Source organism: Magnetospirillum sp. UT-4, from assembly GCF_902729435.1.
Taxonomy (GTDB): Bacteria; Pseudomonadota; Alphaproteobacteria; order Rhodospirillales; family Magnetospirillaceae; genus Magnetospirillum.
This window is the reverse complement of the sequence record NZ_CACVCG010000080.1, coordinates 1-17298: the sequence shown is the minus strand read 5'-3', so window position 1 is coordinate 17298 and position 17298 is coordinate 1. Positions and strand designations below refer to the sequence as shown.

The 17298-nt window shown below is 65.7% G+C and carries 12 protein-coding genes, 1 tRNA gene and 1 pseudogene; 1 reads left to right on the top strand and 13 read right to left on the bottom strand.

The window, feature by feature from the left end; all coding sequences use genetic code 11:
- Positions 1–44 precede the first annotated feature (44 nt).
- From fusA to rpsL, 3 genes are read right to left on the bottom strand one after another with little or no spacing between them, the layout of a single operon-like run.
- A complete protein-coding gene (gene fusA / locus MTBUT4_RS11900) occupies positions 45–2129 on the bottom strand; it encodes an elongation factor G (RefSeq protein ID WP_173979913.1) in 2085 nt (694 codons plus the stop codon).
- A gap of 21 nt (positions 2130–2150) precedes the next feature.
- Positions 2151–2621: a 30S ribosomal protein S7 gene (rpsG, locus tag MTBUT4_RS11895; RefSeq protein WP_173979912.1), complete on the bottom strand. Its 471-nt coding sequence runs from the start codon at positions 2619–2621 to the stop codon at positions 2151–2153.
- Positions 2622–2632: 11 nt separating this feature from the next.
- On the bottom strand, positions 2633–3004 hold the full coding sequence (rpsL, locus tag MTBUT4_RS11890) for a 30S ribosomal protein S12 (RefSeq protein ID WP_068503296.1): 372 nt from the start codon (positions 3002–3004) through the stop codon (positions 2633–2635).
- Between the two features lie 331 nt (positions 3005–3335).
- Between rpsL and MTBUT4_RS11885 the strand changes: the two genes are divergently transcribed.
- Positions 3336–4394 carry a transglycosylase SLT domain-containing protein gene (locus MTBUT4_RS11885; protein WP_173979911.1) on the top strand — a complete coding sequence of 353 codons (1059 nt, stop codon included), beginning with the start codon at positions 3336–3338 and terminating at the stop codon, positions 4392–4394.
- A gap of 93 nt (positions 4395–4487) precedes the next feature.
- Here MTBUT4_RS11885 and rpoC read toward each other — a convergent pair whose 3' ends face one another.
- The 10 genes and pseudogenes from rpoC to tuf form a co-directional block, all read right to left on the bottom strand.
- A complete protein-coding gene (rpoC, locus tag MTBUT4_RS11880) occupies positions 4488–8993 on the bottom strand; it encodes a DNA-directed RNA polymerase subunit beta' (RefSeq protein WP_173979910.1) in 4506 nt (1501 codons plus the stop codon).
- A 69-nt stretch (positions 8994–9062) separates the two neighbouring features.
- Positions 9063–13244, bottom strand: a complete 4182-nt coding sequence (gene rpoB, locus MTBUT4_RS11875) for a DNA-directed RNA polymerase subunit beta (RefSeq protein ID WP_173979909.1) — start codon at positions 13242–13244, stop codon at positions 9063–9065.
- Positions 13245–13458: 214 nt separating this feature from the next.
- Positions 13459–13830, bottom strand: a complete 372-nt coding sequence (gene rplL / locus MTBUT4_RS11870; RefSeq protein ID WP_173979908.1) for a 50S ribosomal protein L7/L12 — start codon at positions 13828–13830, stop codon at positions 13459–13461.
- A gap of 51 nt (positions 13831–13881) precedes the next feature.
- Positions 13882–14397 (bottom strand): 50S ribosomal protein L10, encoded by a 516-nt coding sequence (gene rplJ, locus MTBUT4_RS11865; RefSeq protein WP_173979914.1) that lies wholly within the window; start codon positions 14395–14397, stop codon positions 13882–13884.
- 331 nt (positions 14398–14728) lie between these two features.
- Entirely contained in the window at positions 14729–15424 is a 696-nt protein-coding gene (gene rplA / locus MTBUT4_RS11860) for a 50S ribosomal protein L1 (RefSeq protein ID WP_173979907.1), read from the bottom strand.
- 4 nt (positions 15425–15428) lie between these two features.
- Complete coding sequence (gene rplK / locus MTBUT4_RS11855) at positions 15429–15860, bottom strand: 50S ribosomal protein L11 (RefSeq protein ID WP_173979906.1); 432 nt, start codon at positions 15858–15860, stop codon at positions 15429–15431.
- Between the two features lie 95 nt (positions 15861–15955).
- A complete protein-coding gene (gene nusG / locus MTBUT4_RS11850; RefSeq protein ID WP_173979905.1) occupies positions 15956–16492 on the bottom strand; it encodes a transcription termination/antitermination protein NusG in 537 nt (178 codons plus the stop codon).
- 1 nt (position 16493) lies between these two features.
- Positions 16494–16634 carry a preprotein translocase subunit SecE gene (gene secE, locus MTBUT4_RS11845; RefSeq protein WP_217424160.1) on the bottom strand — a complete coding sequence of 47 codons (141 nt, stop codon included), beginning with the start codon at positions 16632–16634 and terminating at the stop codon, positions 16494–16496.
- A 122-nt stretch (positions 16635–16756) separates the two neighbouring features.
- Positions 16757–16832: transfer RNA gene (locus tag MTBUT4_RS11840), tRNA-Trp, on the bottom strand.
- Positions 16833–17003: 171 nt separating this feature from the next.
- A pseudogene (gene tuf, locus MTBUT4_RS11835) lies at positions 17004–17298 on the bottom strand (elongation factor Tu); the annotation flags it as partial.

Here is a 17298-nt window from a genome sequence, read left to right as displayed (position 1 = left end):
AGCCATCTTTCTCTACTCCGTCCTCGAATGGGTTTTCAGCGGGTTCAGCCGGCCAGCTTGGCACGAATTTCCTCGGCCACATTGCTCGGCACTTCCGAGTAGTGGTCGAAGGTCATGCTGTACTGGGCGCGGCCCTGCGACATCGAGCGCAGGGTGTTGACGTAACCGAACATGTTGGCCAGCGGCACCATGGCGGTGACCACGCGGGCATTGCCGCGCTGATCCATGCCGTTGACCTGGCCGCGGCGGCTGTTGAGGTCGCCGATGACGTCGCCCATGTAATCCTCGGGCGTCACCACCTCGACCTTCATCATCGGCTCGAGCAGCTTCGGGCCGGCCTTGGCGATGCCTTCGCGGAAGGCGGCGCGCGACGCGATTTCGAAGGCCAGCACCGACGAATCGACGTCGTGGTAGGCGCCGTCGGTCAGGGTCGCCTTGAAGTCGATCAGCGGGAAGCCGGCGATGACGCCGTTATCCATGGCCGAACGGATGCCCTTTTCGACGCCGGGCACGTATTCCTTCGGCACCGAACCGCCGACCACCTTGTTCTCGAAGACGAAGCCGGCACCGGTCTCGCCCGGCTCGAACTTGATCTTGACGCGGGCGAACTGGCCGGAACCGCCGGTCTGCTTCTTGTGGGTGTAATCGACCTCGTAGACCTTCGAGATGGTCTCGCGGTAGGCCACCTGCGGCGCGCCCACGTTGGCTTCCACCTTGAATTCCCGCTTCATGCGATCGACCAGGATCTCCAGGTGCAGTTCGCCCATGCCCTTGATCACGGTCTGGCCGGATTCGGGGTCGGAGGCGACGCGGAACGACGGATCCTCGGCGGCCAGGCGGGCCAGGGCCATGCCCATCTTCTCCTGGTCGGCCTTGGACTTGGGCTCCACCGCCACCTCGATCACCGGCTCGGGGAATTCCATGCGCTCCAGCACCACCAGCGCGCTGGGGGTGGGATCGCACAGGGTGTCACCGGTGGTGGTGTCCTTGAGGCCGGCGAAGGCGACGATGTCGCCGGCGCGGGCTTCCTTGATTTCCTCGCGGCTGTTGGCATGCATCAGCAGCATGCGGCCCACCCGCTCGCGCTTCTCCTTCACCGTGTTCTGGATGTAGGAGCCGCTTTCCACCACGCCGGAATAGACGCGGACGAAGGTCAGCGAGCCGACGAAGGGGTCGTTCATGATCTTGAAGGCCAGGCCGGCGAAGGGCTCGTCGTCGGTGGCGTGCTTCTGGATCTCGTCCTCGGTGCCGTACTTGACGCCCTCGATGGCGGGGACGTCGATGGGCGCCGGCAGGTAGTCGATGACGGCGTCGAGCAGGGGCTGCACGCCCTTGTTCTTGAACGCCGAACCGCACAGCACCGGCACGAAGGTGCGGCTGATGGTGCCCTTGCGGATGCACTTCTGCAGCACCTCGAGGGACGGCTCCTCGCCGCCCAGGTACTGCTCCATGGCATCGTCGTCCATCTCGACCGCGGTCTCGATCAGCTGGGCGCGGTATTCGGCCGCCCGGTCCGCCAGATCGGCCGGAATGGGGTGGTCCTCGAACTGGGCGCCCAGGGACTCGTCCTTCCAGATCACCGCGCAGTTGCGCAGCAGATCGACGATGCCGGCATAGCCGCTCTCTTCGCCGATGGGCAGGTGCAGGACCAGCGGACGCGCACCCAGGCGGTCCTTGATCATGTCGACGCAGCGGTAGAAGTTGGCGCCGATGCGGTCCATCTTGTTGACGAAGCAGATGCGCGGCACGCCGTACTTGTCGGCCTGGCGCCACACCGTCTCGGATTGCGGCTCGACGCCGGCCACCGAGTCGAACACCGTCACCGCACCGTCGAGCACGCGCAAGGACCGCTCCACCTCGATGGTGAAATCGACGTGGCCGGGGGTGTCGATGATGTTGATGCGGTGGTCGCGCCAGAAAGCGGTGGTCGCGGCCGAGGTGATGGTGATGCCGCGCTCCTGTTCCTGCTCCATCCAGTCCATGGTCGCGGTGCCTTCATGCACCTCGCCGATCTTGTAGGACTTGCCGGTGTAATAAAGGATGCGCTCGGTCGTGGTCGTCTTGCCGGCATCGATGTGGGCCATGATGCCGATGTTGCGATAGCGATCGAGGGGCGTCGTGCGAGCCATGGGATCTCTCTGGAGTAGGGTTTACCAGCGGTAGTGCGAGAACGCCTTGTTGGCGTCCGCCATACGGTGGGTATCCTCGCGCTTCTTCACCGAAGCACCGCGATTGTTGGCGGCATCCAGCAATTCGCCCGACAGCCGATCGACCATGGTGGTCTCGGAGCGCTTGCGCGAATAGTCGATCAGCCAACGGATGGCCAGGGCCTGGCGGCGTTCGGTCCGCACTTCCACCGGCACCTGATAGGTGGCGCCGCCGACGCGGCGGGACCGCACCTCGACCGAGGGCTTCACGTTGTCGAGGGCGTCGTGGAAGACCTTCAGGGCATCCTGGCCGGTCTTGTTCTGGATCTTCTCCAGGGCGCCGTAGACGATGGCCTCGGCGGCGGACTTCTTGCCGTCCAGCATCAGGCAGTTCATGAACTTGGCAATGACCAGGTCGCCAAACTTGGCATCCGGGTTGATTTCGCGCTTTTCGGCGGCATGACGACGGGACATGGTCTGTTACCTCACTTCGGACGCTTGGCGCCGTACTTGGAACGGCGCTGCTTACGGTCCTTCACACCCTGGGTGTCGAGGGTGCCGCGGATGATGTGATAGCGGACACCGGGCAGGTCCTTGACGCGACCGCCACGGATCATCACCACCGAGTGTTCCTGAAGGTTGTGACCTTCGCCCGGGATGTAGCTGGTCACCTCGAAGCCGTTGGTCAGGCGCACGCGGGCGACCTTACGCAAAGCGGAGTTGGGCTTCTTCGGGGTGGTGGTGTACACGCGGGTGCAGACACCGCGCTTCTGCGGGCAGGCCTCGAGGGCCGGCACCTTGTTGCGCGCCGTCAGAGGCTGGCGCGGCTTACGGATCAATTGGTTGATCGTGGGCATTCAGTCGCTTCCTTAAAGCCGAACTATGGGCAACCAAGAAAAAAACCAACCGGTGGCCAATGCCACCGGGGCTTCGTTCGGGTGCCGGTCGCCCACCCGTTCGGCGTCACACGAGGTGTATCAGATGATCCGGAGCCTCGGCCCAAAGGCATTGCGCCCAAGCCGGTTCTCCGAGAGCGCCGCATCCTATTTATCCCCACCCCCCTCGTCAAGAGAAAGAGTCGGCCCGCAACCTCGCCCCCGGGGCGGGCCTGCCCTGTGTCCGTTTGCGGTCTGGTAACCAATTCGGCACTATCATGGCGGAACAGTAAGAAGAGTGTCCGGAGCCTCGATGAAGACCGCCCCCGTCGCACCGCAAGGCCTGGCCCCCGACGCCGCCGACAACAGCCGCATCGCCACCCACATCCGCGATGCCGCCGAACGCACCGGGGTGCCGTTCGAATACCTGCTGGCCAAGGCCAACCAGGAAAGCGGCTTCGATCCCGATGCGCGCAACCGCCGCTCGTCGGCCATGGGGCTTTACCAGTTCACCGCCGGCACCTGGCTGGAGATGGTCAAGAACCACGGCGGCGACCACGGCCTGGGTAATTACGCCGAGGCCGTCGTCAAGGGACCCGATGGCCGCTGGACCGTCACCGACAAGGCGCTGAAGAAGGAGATCCTGGACCTGCGCCGCGATCCCCGGGTGTCGGCCCTGATGGCGGCGGAATACGCCAAGGACAACAAGCAGGTGCTGCAGAAGAGCCTGGGCCGTCCGGTCTCGGCCCAGGACCTCTACCTCGCCCACTTCCTCGGCGCCGGCGGCGCCATCCGGGTGCTGAAGGGGCTGGAGACCGATTCCCAGCAGGAGGCCGCCGGCGTGCTGCCCAAGGCCGCCCTGGCCAATCCCGAGCTGTTCAACGGCCCCGGCGAATCGGGCCCGCGCAGCCTGGACAGCCTCTACAGGACGGTGCTGGCCCAGTATAACGGCGCCCAGAAGGACATGGCGCCGGTCGCCCGCAACACCCGCCCGGGCATCGACCTCGCCGCCCTGCGCCCGGAATCCCGTCCCGAGGATGACGCCCCGCCGCAGTCGCAGGAAGGCCCGCCGCTGCAGGTGGCCGCAGCCCCGGCTCCGGCCCCTGCCCCGCCGCCTCCTGTTCCCGCCGCCGATCCGGCGCCGGAGCCGCTGATCGAGGCCTTCGCCACCACCATCACCGTCGACGAGCCGCTGTCGCCCTATCCGGTCCGCCTCGCCGCCGCCATGCCCGAGCCGCTGATCGACGCCTTCACCGCCCCGGCGGCAACCGATCCCAACCCGGCCTTCCCGGTCCGGCTGCCGCCGCCCCTGCGGGGACCGCGCCTGGAGAACATCTCCCAGCGCGGCGATGCGCTGGACAAGAAGGTGTGATGCCCCCTCCCCATGGACGGGGAGGGGAGATTTCCCGCAAAACAAAAACCCCCGCCGCGTCGCCGCGGCGGGGGTGATTGAACGGTTCCGGACCTATTCGCCGATGGGCGGGGCCGACGGTTGGGCGCCGGCGTCCACCTGGGTGGCGGCCAGGGCCGGGGCCTCGGCCTCCTCTCCGCCTTCCACCTGCATCTCGCGATCGCGCTTGGCGGCGATCTCGCGCAGGCGGTTCATCACCGCGCCGGTGCCGGCGGGGATGAGGCGGCCGACGATGACGTTCTCCTTCAGGCCGTTCAGGGTGTCGACCTTGCCCGACACCGCCGCTTCGGTCAGCACCCGGGTGGTCTCCTGGAACGAGGCCGCCGAGATGAAGGAGTGGGTCTGCAGGGACGCCTTGGTGATGCCCTGCAGCACCGGGGTGCCGCCGGCCGGACGGCCCTGTTCGCGGATGGCCTTGGCGTTCTCGGCCTCGTACTCGACGCGGTCGATCTGCTCGCCCACCAGGAAGGTGGTGTCGCCGGGATCGGTGATCTCGATCTTCTGCAGCATCTGGCGAACGATCACCTCGATGTGCTTGTCGTTGATCTTCACACCCTGCAGGCGATAGACCTCCTGGATCTCGTTGATGAGATACTGGGCCAGCGCCTCGACGCCCAGCACCCGCAGGATGTCGTGCGGCACCGGGTTGCCGTCCATCAGCGGATCGCCGCGCCGGACGTAGTCGCCTTCCTGCACCGAGACGTGCTTGCCCTTGGGGATCAGGTACTCGATGGGATCGCCGTCCTCGGGCACCACCAGAATGCGGCGCTTGGACTTGTAGTCCTTGCCGAACTCCACGCGGCCGTCGATGTCGGCGATGATGGCGTGGTCCTTGGGCTTGCGGGCCTCGAACAGTTCGGCCACGCGCGGCAGACCGCCGGTGATGTCGCGGGTCTTGGAGCCTTCGCGCGGGATGCGGGCGAGCACGTCGCCGGCATGCAGCTTGGCTCCGTTCTCCACCGACAGGATGGCGTCCAGCGACATGAAGTAGCGCGCCTCCAGCCCGTTGGGCAGGGTCAGCGGCTGGCCGTGGGCGTCGCGCAGTTCGACCCGCGGACGCAGTTCCGAGCCGCGCGGCTGCTGCTTCCAGTCGATCACCACCTTGCTGGCGATGCCGGTGGCCTCATCGACCACCTCGCGCATGGACAGGCCTTCCACCAAATCGACGAAATGGGCGACACCGTCGATCTCGGTGATGATCGGCAGGGTGTAGGGGTCCCATTCGGCCAGCTTGGTGCCCTTGCCGACGACCGCGCCTTCCTCGACCAGCAGCTTGGCGCCGTAGGGCACGCGGTGGCGGGCGCGTTCGCGGTTGTTGTCGTCGACCATCGCGATTTCGCAATTGCGGCTCATCACGATCTTCGAACCGGACGAGTTGGTGACGACGTTCTTGTTGATGATCTGCACCTTTGCCTCGCCCACCGCTTCGATGGACGACTGCTCGGCACCGCGCTGGGCGGCGCCGCCGATGTGGAAGGTGCGCATGGTCAGCTGGGTGCCGGGCTCGCCGATGGACTGGGCGGCGATGACGCCGACCGCCTCGCCGACATTGACCTTGGTCCCGCGGGCGAGATCGCGGCCGTAGCAGGCGCCGCAGCAACCGTTCTCGGACTCGCAGGTCAGCACCGAGCGGATGCTCACCACCTCGATGCCGGCGTCGTCGATCTGCTCGACCTCGGATTCGCCGATCAGCGCCGCGGCCTTGACGATGACCTCGCCGGTGCCGGGATGGATGATGTCGCGCGCCGCCGACCGGCCGAGGATACGCTCGGCCAGCGGGCTGATGACCTCGCCGCCCTCGACCACCGCCGAGACGGTCAGGCCGTTGATGGTGCCGCAATCATCCTCGATGATGATGGCGTCCTGGGCCACGTCCACCAGGCGGCGGGTGAGATAGCCCGAATTGGCGGTCTTCAGCGCGGTGTCGGCCAGACCCTTGCGGGCGCCGTGGGTGGAGTTGAAGTACTCCAGCACGGTCAGGCCTTCCTTGAAGTTCGAGATGATCGGGGTCTCGATGATCTCGCCCGACGGCTTGGCCATCAGGCCGCGCATGCCGGCCAGCTGCTTCATCTGGGCGGCGGAACCGCGGGCGCCGGAATGGGCCATCATGTAGATGGAGTTGACCATGCGGCCCGGTTCCAGGCGGCTGATCTCCTTCATCATGGCGTCGGCGACGTCGTCGGTGCACTTGGACCAGGCGTCCACCACCTTGTTGTACTTCTCGCCCTGGGTGATCAGGCCGTCCTGGTACTGCTGCTCGTATTCCTTGGCCTTGTCCTCGGTCTCGCTGACCAGCTTGTCCTTGGCGAGCGGCACCACCATGTCGTCCTTGCCGAACGAGATGCCGGCCTTGAAGGCATGGGAATAGCCCAGGCCCATGACCCGGTCGGCGAAGATCACCGTCTCCTTCTGGCCGCAATGGCGGTAGACCAGATCGATGACGTTCTGGATGTCCTTCTTGGTCAGCAGGCGGTTGATGGACGAGAACGGCACGTTCGGGTTGCGCGGCAGCACCTCCGACAGCAGCATGCGGCCGGCAGTGGTCTCCACCACCTCGATGAACGGCTTGCACTCGGCATCGACGTTGCGGTAGCGGGCCTTGATCTTCTGGTGCAGGGTCAGCGCCTTGGCGGTCAGCGCCGCCTCGATCTCGGCCATGTCGCGGAAGGCCGGGATGCGGTACAGGATGGCCTTGCCGGCCTTGACCGCCTTCTCGATCTCGGCGGCGTCGGTGGAACCGAACGGCGTGCCCGGCTTCTCGGCGTTGAACACCTTGATGTCGCCCGAGGCCAGGCCGGCCTCCAGCACGTCGCGGCCGGACACCCGCACCGCGCGGTGGGCGGTGACCTGACGCCGCGCGATCCTGTCCATCAGGCCGTCCAGGTCCTTGGTATCGACCGGCTCGGCCGGGTTGGCGGCGTTGTAGAAGAACAGGGTGCCGTTGGCGATGCCGCCCTTCAGCTCGTCCATGGAATGGATGCGCTGGGCCAGGCCCGGCTGCTCGTCACGCTCCATGGTGATGTAGTAGATGCCGAGCACGATGTCCTGGCTGGGCACGATGATCGGCTTGCCGTTGGCCGGCGACAGGATGTTGTTGGTCGACATCATCAGCACGCGGGCTTCCAGCTGGGCTTCCAGCGAAAGCGGCACGTGGACGGCCATCTGGTCGCCGTCGAAGTCGGCGTTGAAGGCGGTGCAGACCAGCGGGTGCAGCTGGATCGCCTTGCCCTCGATCAGCACCGGCTCGAAGGCCTGGATGCCGAGGCGGTGCAGGGTGGGGGCGCGGTTGAGCATGACGGGATGCTCGCGGATGACCTCTTCCAGGATGTCCCACACCTCGGGACGCTCCTTCTCCACCATCCGCTTGGCGGCCTTGATGGTGGTGGCCATGCCGTACAGTTCCAGCTTGGAATAGACGAACGGCTTGAACAGCTCGAGCGCCATCTTCTTGGGCAGGCCGCACTGGTGCAGCTTCAACTCGGGACCGACCACGATGACCGAACGGCCGGAATAATCGACGCGCTTGCCCAGCAGGTTCTGGCGGAAGCGGCCCTGCTTGCCCTTCAGCATGTCCGAGAGCGACTTCAGCGGGCGCTTGTTGGCGCCCGTGATGGCGCGGCCGCGGCGGCCGTTGTCGAACAGGGCATCGACCGCCTCCTGCAGCATGCGCTTCTCGTTGCGCACGATGATCTCGGGGGCGCGCAGCTCGATCAGCCGCTTCAGGCGGTTGTTGCGGTTGATGACGCGGCGGTAGAGGTCGTTGAGGTCCGAGGTGGCGAAACGGCCGCCGTCCAGGGGCACCAGCGGGCGCAGCTCGGGCGGGATGACCGGAATCACTTCCAGGATCATCCATTCCGGACGCGAGCCGGATTCGAGGAAGGCCTCGACCAGCTTCAGGCGCTTGACCAGCTTCTTGCGCTTGGCCTCGGAGGTGGTCTCCTTGAGGTCGATCTTGAGCTGGTCCTTCTCGGCCTCGAGGTCGATGGCCGACAGCATGTCGCGGATGGCCTCGGCGCCGATCTTGGCGGTGAAGGCGTCGTCGCCGTATTCGTCCACCGCGCGCATGTACTGCTCTTCACTCAGCAGCTCGCGCAGCTTCAGCGGGGTGAGGCCGGGCTCCACCACCACGTAGTTCTCGAAATAGAGGATGCGTTCCAGGTCCTTCAGCGTCATGTCGCACAGCAGGCCGATGCGGCTGGGCAGCGACTTGAGGAACCAGATGTGGGCGACCGGGCTGGCCAGTTCGATGTGGCCCATGCGCTCGCGCCGGACCTTGGCCAGCGTCACCTCGACGCCGCACTTCTCGCAGATGATGCCGCGATACTTCATGCGCTTGTACTTACCGCACAAGCACTCGTAATCCTTGATCGGGCCGAAGATGCGGGCGCAGAACAGGCCGTCGCGCTCCGGCTTGAAGGTGCGGTAGTTGATGGTCTCGGGCTTCTTGATCTCGCCGTAGGACCACGAGCGGATGCGCTCGGGGCTGGCGATGGAAATCCGGATCTGGTCGAAGGACTGCGTGCCGCTGACCTGACCGAAGATCTTCATCAATTCATTCATGACCTACTCCCGCATCATGCTGGGGTGCGGCGGGGGGCGATGCCCCCCGCGCCAGGTTTCAAGTTCGGATCAATAATTGCGCTGGGTGAGCTCGACGTTGAGGCCGAGCGAGCGCAGTTCCTTGACCAGCACGTTGAACGATTCGGGGATGCCGGCCTCGAAGTTGTCGTCGCCGCGGACGATGGCCTCGTAGACCTTGGTGCGGCCCGACACGTCGTCGGACTTCACCGTCAGCATCTCCTGCAGCGTATAGGCGGCGCCGTAGGCTTCCAGCGCCCACACCTCCATTTCGCCGAAGCGCTGGCCGCCGAACTGCGCCTTGCCGCCCAACGGCTGCTGGGTGACCAGCGAGTAGGGGCCGATGGAGCGGGCGTGGATCTTGTCGTCCACCAGGTGGTGCAGCTTCAGCATGTAGATGTAGCCCACCGTGACGCGGCGGTCGAAGGGCTCGCCGGTGCGGCCGTCATACAGCGTGACCTGGCCCGAGCGGTGGCGCTCCGCCTTCTCCAGCATCTCGCAGATGTCGCTTTCGCGGGCACCGTCGAACACCGGCGAGGCGAACGGGATGCCGTGGGTCAGGTTGTCCGCCAGCTCCAGGATCTCGGGATCGCCCAAATCGGCGATCTCGTCGGAATAGATCTGCGGGCCGTAGACGTCGTCGAGCTTCTTGCGGATGTCGGGGACCTTGGCGGCGCCGTGGCGATAGGCCTCCAGCAGCTTGCCGATCTGCTGGCCCAGGCCGGCCGAGGCCCAGCCCAGGTGGGTTTCCAGGATCTGCCCGACATTCATGCGGCTGGGCACGCCCAGCGGGTTGAGCACGATGTCGACCTGCTGGCCGTCGTCCAGGTAGGGCATGTCCTCGAGCGGGGTGATGCGCGAGATGACGCCCTTGTTGCCGTGGCGGCCGGCCATCTTGTCGCCGGGCTGCAGCTTGCGCTTCACCGCGACGAAGACCTTGACCATCTTCATCACGCCGGGCGGCAGCTCGTCGCCGCGCTGCAGCTTCTCGACCTTGTTTTCGAAGCGCTCCTGCAGGCGGTCGACGGCGGCGTCGAAGGCCCGCTTGAGCTGCTCGACATCGGCCATGGCGGCGTCGTCATCGACGGCGACGTTGCGCCAGGCGCTGGTGTGCAGCTCGGCCAGCATCTCCTGGGTCAGCGCCGCGCCGGCCTTCAGGCCCTTGGGACCCGAGACCACCTTCTTGCCCAGCAGCACCTGCTTCAGGCGGGCGTAGAACGACCGCTCCAGGATGGCCCGCTCGTCGTCGCGGTCCTTGGCCAGACGCTCGATCTCGGCCCGTTCGATGGCCAAGGCGCGCTCGTCCTTCTCGACGCCGCGCCGCGAGAAGACGCGGACCTCGACGATGGTGCCGGTGACGCCCGGGGGCAGGCGCAGGCTGGTGTCGCGCACGTCCGAGGCCTTCTCGCCGAAGATGGCGCGCAGCAGCTTCTCTTCCGGGGTCATCGGGCTTTCGCCCTTGGGCGTGACCTTGCCGACCAGGATGTCGCCCGGCTTGACCTCGGCACCGATATAGACGATGCCGGCCTCGTCCAGGTTCTTCAGCGCCTCTTCGCCCACGTTGGGAATGTCGCGGGTGATTTCCTCCTGGCCCAGCTTGGTGTCGCGGGCCATGACCTCGAATTCCTCGATGTGGATCGAGGTGAACACGTCGTCACGGACGATGCGTTCCGAGATCAGGATGGAATCCTCGAAGTTGTAGCCGTTCCAGGGCATGAAGGCGACCAGCACGTTGCGGCCCAGCGCCAGCTCGCCCAGCTGGGTGCTGGGGCCGTCGGCGATGATGTCGCCCTTGCGGATCATGTCGCCCACCTTCACCAGCGGCTTCTGGGTGATGCAGGTGTTCTGGTTGGAGCGCTGGAACTTCAGCAGGTTGTAGATATCGACGCCGGATTCGTGGGAGGCCACGTCCTCGGTGGCGCGGATGACCACGCGGGTGGCATCGACCTGGTCGACGATGCCGGTGCGCTTGGCGGTGATCGCCGCACCGGAATCGCGGGCCACCGCCTGCTCCATGCCGGTGCCGACCAGCGGCGCCTCGGCGCGGATCAGCGGCACCGCCTGGCGCTGCATGTTCGAGCCCATCAGGGCGCGGTTGGCGTCGTCGTTCTCGAGGAACGGGATCAGCGCCGCGGCCACCGACACCAGCTGCTTGGGGCTGACGTCGATCATGGTGATTTCCGATGGCGGCACCATGACGAACTCGCCGGCCTGGCGGCACGACACCAGGTCATGGACGAAGCGGCCTTCGGCATCCAGCTCGGAATTGGCCTGGGCGATGGTGTAGCGCCCTTCCTCCATGGCCGAGAGATACAGCACCTCGTCGGTGACCTTGCCGTCCTGGATGCGCCGGTAGGGGGCCTCGATGAAGCCGTACTGGTTGACCCGGGCGTAGGTGGCCAGGCTGTTGATCAGGCCGATGTTCGGGCCTTCCGGCGTCTCGATCGGGCAGATGCGGCCGTAATGGGTGGGGTGCACGTCGCGCACCTCGAAGCCGGCGCGCTCACGGGTGAGACCGCCCGGCCCCAGCGCCGAAAGGCGGCGCTTGTGGGTGATCTCGGACAGCGGGTTGGTCTGGTCCATGAACTGGGACAGCTGCGACGACCCGAAGAACTCGCGCACCGCCGCCGCCGCCGGCTTGGCGTTGATGAGGTCGTGCGGCATCACCGAATCGATGTCCACCGAGCTCATGCGCTCGCGGATGGCGCGCTCCATGCGCAGCAGGCCGACGCGGTACTGGTTCTCCATCAGCTCGCCGACCGAGCGGACACGGCGGTTGCCGAGATGATCGATGTCGTCGATCTCGCCCTTGCCGTCCTTCAGTTCGACCAGGATCTTGATCACCGCCAGGATGTCGTCGCGGCGCAGCACCCGGGTGGTGTCGGGCACGGTCTTGTCGGTGAAGCCCAGGCGCGAGTTCATCTTGACGCGGCCGACCGCCGACAGGTCGTAGCGCTCGGAATCGAAGAACAGGCCCTGGAACAGCGCCTCGGCGGTTTCCAGGGTCGGCGGCTCGCCCGGACGCATGACCCGGTAGATGTCGATCAGGGCCTCCTCGCGCGAGGAGTTCTTGTCGATGGCCAGGGTGTTGCGGATGTACGGGCCGACGTTGATGTGGTCGATGGCCAGGCAGGGCAGCTCGGAAATGCCCGCCTTCTCCAGCTCGGCCAGGCTGTTGACGTTCAGCTCGTCGCCGGCCTCGATGAAGATCTCGCCGGTCTGCTCGTTGATGATGTCCTCGGCGACGTACTGGCCGACCAGGTCCTCGGGCAGCACCAGGATGTCATCGACGCCCTGCTCCTTCAGCTTCTTGCCCAGGCGCGGGGTCATCTTGGAGCCGGCCTCGGCCACCTTCTCTCCGGTCTTGGCGTCGATCAGGTCGTAGACCAGCTTGACGCCCTTCATGCGCTCGGGGAGGAAGGCGGTCTTCCAGCCCTTGGGGCCGCGGGTATAGATGGTGCGGTCGTAGAAATAGCCGAGGATGTCCTCGGAGGTCATGCCCTTCAGCTCGCCCAGTTCGACCGGCTTGTGGTCGGCCTTGCGCGCGGCGCGCAGGCTCTCGGTCGCCGGGTTGTCCAGCGCATAGAGCAGGGTGGTGACCGGCAGCTTGCGGCGGCGGTCGATGCGCACGTAGACTAGGTCCTTGGCATCGAACTCGAAGTCCAGCCACGAGCCGCGATAGGGGATGACGCGGGCGGCGAACAGGTACTTGCCCGACGAGTGGGTCTTGCCCTTGTCGTGGTCGAAGAACACGCCCGGCGAGCGGTGCATCTGCGACACGATGACGCGCTCGGTGCCGTTGATGACGAAGGTGCCGTTGGCCGTCATCAGGGGCATGTCGCCCATGTAGACGTCCTGCTCCTTGATGTCGCGGATCGAGCGCGCGCCGGTATCCTCGTCGATGTCCCACACCACCAGGCGGAGCGTCACCTTCAGCGGCGCCGCGAAGGTCATGCCGCGCTGCTGGCACTCCTCGACGTCGTACTTGGGCTGCTCGAGCTCGTACTTGACGAATTCCAGGGTGCCGCGTTCCGAGAAGTCGCGGATCGGGAAGACGGACTTGAACACCTCCTGGAGGCCGACATTGGCCCGCTTCTCCGGGGCGGTGTCCATCTGCAGGAAGTGATCATAGGAGCTCTTCTGCACCTCGATCAGGTTGGGCATCGGGGCAACCGTGGGGATACGCCCGAAGCTCTTACGAACCCGCTTCCGACCCGTGTAGGATTTAGCCATTGCCGTTCCTCGTCCTCAGATCTCGGTCGGCCCCGGAAATCGGGGCCAAGGTGGGCGGAAAGCCGCCCCGGGAAAAGTACATAACGAAATCGGTCCTGGTGCCCTTACGCCGCGCAAATGGCCGGCCGGGCATTACAAGCACCATTGGGCCGGACAGCGGCGGCGTCTCCGCCACCGCTCCCGGCCCGCTGGGCAAACAGCCGAAGCTGCTCGATTACTTGACGGCGACCTTGGCACCGGCCTCTTCGAGCACCTTCTTGATCTTCTCCGCCTCGTCCTTCGAGACGCCGTCCTTCACGGTCTTGGGCGCAGCCTCGACCAGATCCTTGGCCTCCTTCAGGCCCAGGCCGGTGATGGCGCGCACTTCCTTGATGACGTTGATCTTCTTTTCGCCGGCCTCGGTCAGGACGACCTCGAACTCGGTCTTCTCCTCGACCGCGGCGGCGGCGGCGACCGGGGCGGCGGCCACGGCAACCGGAGCGGCGGCGGAAACGCCCCACTTCTCTTCGAGCATCTTGGAAAGCTCAGCCGCCTCGAGGACGGTGAGGGCGGACAGCTCGTCAACGAGCTTAGCGAGATCAGCCATTGTAGACTCCTAGATAAGGCTTGTGTTCTGGGATTGGTAGTCGGTTCGCACTCACGCAGCGTCCTTTTCCGCCTTTGCGCTGAGCACCCGGGCCAATTGGCCGGCGGGAGCCTGCAGCACTCCGGCGATGCGGGTGGCCGGCGTATTGAGCATGCCGATGAGCCTGCCACGCAGCTCGTCCAGGGACGGCAGGGTGGCGAGGGCCTTGATGCCATCGACGTCGAGGCGCTTGTCACCCAAAGATCCACCCAGGATCTTCAGCTTCTCGTTGGCCTTGGCGTATTCGGCGGCGACCTTGGCGGCGGCGACCGGGTCCTTCGAAAAGGCGATGGCGGTCGGGCCGTTGAACAGGTCGGCGATGCTGCTGTACGCGGTCCCCTCAAGGGCGAGCTTGGTGAGACGATTCTTGGTCACCTTGAAGCTGGCGCCGGCCGCACGCATCTTGCCGCGCAGGTCGGTCATCTCGGCCACCGTCAACCCCGTGTAATGGGTGACGACGACCAGGGATGCGTCCCCGAGCGTCTCATGCAGCGTACCGACCCACTCCTTTTTCTGTGTCCGGTCCACTTTCGTCTCCAAACAGCGAGCCGGGCTTCCCCGCCAGGATTGGCGGTTGGCACCGGTCCATTGCCCTTTGGCCTCACCGGTCGGCACCAGGGCCGGCCGGCGATAGCCGGTGGCCTGTCCCAGAGCTTCAAGCCGCATCCGGTCCGCCCCAGGGGGGCGGGAGGAAACGGGTTCATCTCTGTCTACGCAGGCGGGTGATCCCATCAAGCCGTCCGGAAGGTCTATCCCGGTTGGCACCTACGGTCTCGGACAGGTTCGGGAGCCCCCCTTGCGAAGGGGCTCCCCTTCCCCCTCCCGAGGGAGGGGAAACTGGTCAAACGGCGTGCGCCGGTCAGCCGCCGATGGTGGCGATGTCCAGCTTGACGCCCGGGCCCATGGTCGAGGACAGCGACACCTTCTTGAGATAGGTGCCCTTGGCGCCCGACGGCTTGGCCTTGTTGATGGCATCGACGAAGGCCTTGATGTTGGCCACCAGCTTGTCCTCGTCGAACGAGGCCTTGCCGATGCCGGCATGGATGATGCCGGCCTTCTCGACGCGGAACTGCACCTGGCCCGCCTTGGCCGCACGCACCGCTTCGGTGACGTTCGGGGTGACGGTGCCCAGCTTGGGGTTCGGCATCAGGTTGCGCGGACCCAGGATCTTGCCCAGCCGACCGACCACGCCCATCATGTCGGGGGTGGCGATGCAGCGGTCGAAATCCATCATGCCGCCCTGGATCTGCTCGGCCAGGTCCTCGGCACCGACGATGTCGGCACCGGCCTTGCGGGCCTCCTCGGCCTTGTCGGCCTTGGCGAAGACGGCGACGCGCACGGTCTTGCCGGTGCCGTGCGGCAGCTCGATGACGCCGCGGACCATCTGGTCGGCATGGCGCGGATCGACGCCCAGGTTCAGCGCGATCTCGACGGTCTCGTCGAACTTGGCCTTGGCCCCGGCCTTGATGACCTTCACGGCCTCGGCCAGACCATAGAACTTCTCGCGGTCGACGCCCTCGTAGGAGGTCTTCAGTCGCTTTCCGATGTGCGCCATGGGACTACTCCACCACCTTGAGGCCCATGGACCGGGCCGAACCGACGATCATGCTGGAGGCCGCTTCAACGTCATTGGCGTTGAGGTCCACCATCTTCTTGGCCGCGATCTCGCGGATCTGCTCCATGGTCACGCTGCCCACGGTGCCGCCCTTGCCGGGGGTCTGCGACCCCTTGGTGATGGCGGCCGCCTTCTTCAGGAAGTAGGTGATCGGCGGGGTCTTGGTGACGAAGGTGAACGTGCGGTCCGAATAGGCGGTGATCACCACCGGAATCGGCATGCCCGGCTCGAGCTGCTGGGTCTGGGCGTTGAACGCCTTGCAGAACTCCATGATGTTCAGGCCGCGCTGACCCAGCGCCGGACCGATCGGCGGCGACGGATTGGCCTTGCCGGCCGGCACCTGAAGCTTGATGTAACCGATAACTTTCTTTGCCATCTTCTCATCCTCTGGACATCAGAGACGGCGGTACGGCCAATGGCAGGCCTCCCGCCCCGAACCGCCCCGGAAACCGCTCCGGGCCGGCAGAAAACTCAAACCTTCTCGACCTGCGAGTATTCCAGCTCGACCGGGGTGGAGCGGCCGAAAATGGACACCGCCACCTTGAGGCGGGCCTTCTCCTCGTCCACTTCCTCGACCATGCCGTTGAACGAGGTGAAGGGGCCGTCGGAGACCCGCACCTGCTCGCCGACATCGAAGGTGATCGAGGGCTTGGGCCGCTCGACGCCTTCCTGGACCTGACGGATGATGCGGTCGGCCTCGGCCTCGGTGATCGGCACCGGGCGGCCCTTGCCGCCCAGGAAGCCGGTGACCTTGGGCGTGTTCTTGACCAGGTGCCAGGTGTCGTCGGTCAGCACCATCTTCACCAGCACGTAGCCGGGGAAGAACTTGCGCTCGGCATTCACCTTGGAGCCGCGGCGGACCTCGACCACTTCCTCGGTCGGAACCAGGACCTGGTCGAACAGCTCGGCCATGCCCTTCTGCTCGGCCTGCTCGCGGATCGACTGGGCGACCTTCTTCTCGAAACCGGAATAGACGTGGATCACATACCAGCGGGCGGTCGTCGCCATATCAACCTCCCAGACCGAACAGCAGCTTGACGATCCAGGCGAAAATCTGGTCCACCAGCAGGAAGAAGATCGAGGCGAGCACCACCATCGCGAACACCATCATGGTGGAGATGGAGGTTTCGCGACGGCTCGGCCACGTCACCTTAGCGACTTCCTGGCGGACCTGCTTGACGAACTGAGCTGGAGACGTCTTTGCCATCATTCTTTCGTCGACATGAGCCCCGAAGCGGGGCTTCCCTTTATGATTCGGCCTGACCGGCCGGCTGGCAGGAGTGGAGGGGCTCGAACCCCCAGCCCCCGGTTTTGGAGACCGGTGCTCTACCAGTTGAGCTACACTCCTTCAACCGACACGCCGGCCCCCCTTCGCAGAGGGGCCGGCGGACAGGTCCGGGCAACCGAAGCCGCCCCTTATACGCTTACTCGATGATCTTGGCAACCACGCCGGCACCGCGCGTGTGAAACACGCTCACGAAAAGAATCGTCGGCTTCGGCGTGGTCACGCTGATCATTCCTACTCGACGATCTTGGCCACCACGCCGGCGCCGACGGTGCGGCCACCCTCGCGGATGGCGAAGCGCAGGCCTTCGTCCATGGCGATGGGGGCGATCAGGTTGACTTCCATCGAGATGTTGTCGCCCGGCATCACCATCTCGGTGCCTTCCGGCAGCGACACCACGCCGGTCACGTCCGTGGTGCGGAAGTAGAACTGCGGGCGGTAGTTGGTGAAGAACGGGGTGTGACGGCCGCCCTCTTCCTTGGTCAGGATGTAGGCTTCGGCCTTGAACTTGGTGTGCGGGGTGATGGAG

Coding starts and splice junctions, on each gene's coding strand:
- rpoC (WP_173979910.1), bottom strand. CDS start 8,993: ATGAATGAATTGATGAAGATCTTCGGTCAGGTCAGCGGCACGCAGTCC.
- nusG (WP_173979905.1), bottom strand. CDS start 16,492: ATGGCGACGACCGCCCGCTGGTATGTGATCCACGTCTATTCCGGTTTC.
- rplA (WP_173979907.1), bottom strand. CDS start 15,424: ATGGCGCACATCGGAAAGCGACTGAAGACCTCCTACGAGGGCGTCGAC.
- rpsG (WP_173979912.1), bottom strand. CDS start 2,621: ATGTCCCGTCGTCATGCCGCCGAAAAGCGCGAAATCAACCCGGATGCC.
- fusA (WP_173979913.1), bottom strand. CDS start 2,129: ATGGCTCGCACGACGCCCCTCGATCGCTATCGCAACATCGGCATCATG.
- rplL (WP_173979908.1), bottom strand. CDS start 13,830: ATGGCTGATCTCGCTAAGCTCGTTGACGAGCTGTCCGCCCTCACCGTC.
- rpoB (WP_173979909.1), bottom strand. CDS start 13,244: ATGGCTAAATCCTACACGGGTCGGAAGCGGGTTCGTAAGAGCTTCGGG.
- rplK (WP_173979906.1), bottom strand. CDS start 15,860: ATGGCAAAGAAAGTTATCGGTTACATCAAGCTTCAGGTGCCGGCCGGC.
- MTBUT4_RS11885 (WP_173979911.1), top strand. CDS start 3,336: ATGAAGACCGCCCCCGTCGCACCGCAAGGCCTGGCCCCCGACGCCGCC.
- rpsL (WP_068503296.1), bottom strand. CDS start 3,004: ATGCCCACGATCAACCAATTGATCCGTAAGCCGCGCCAGCCTCTGACG.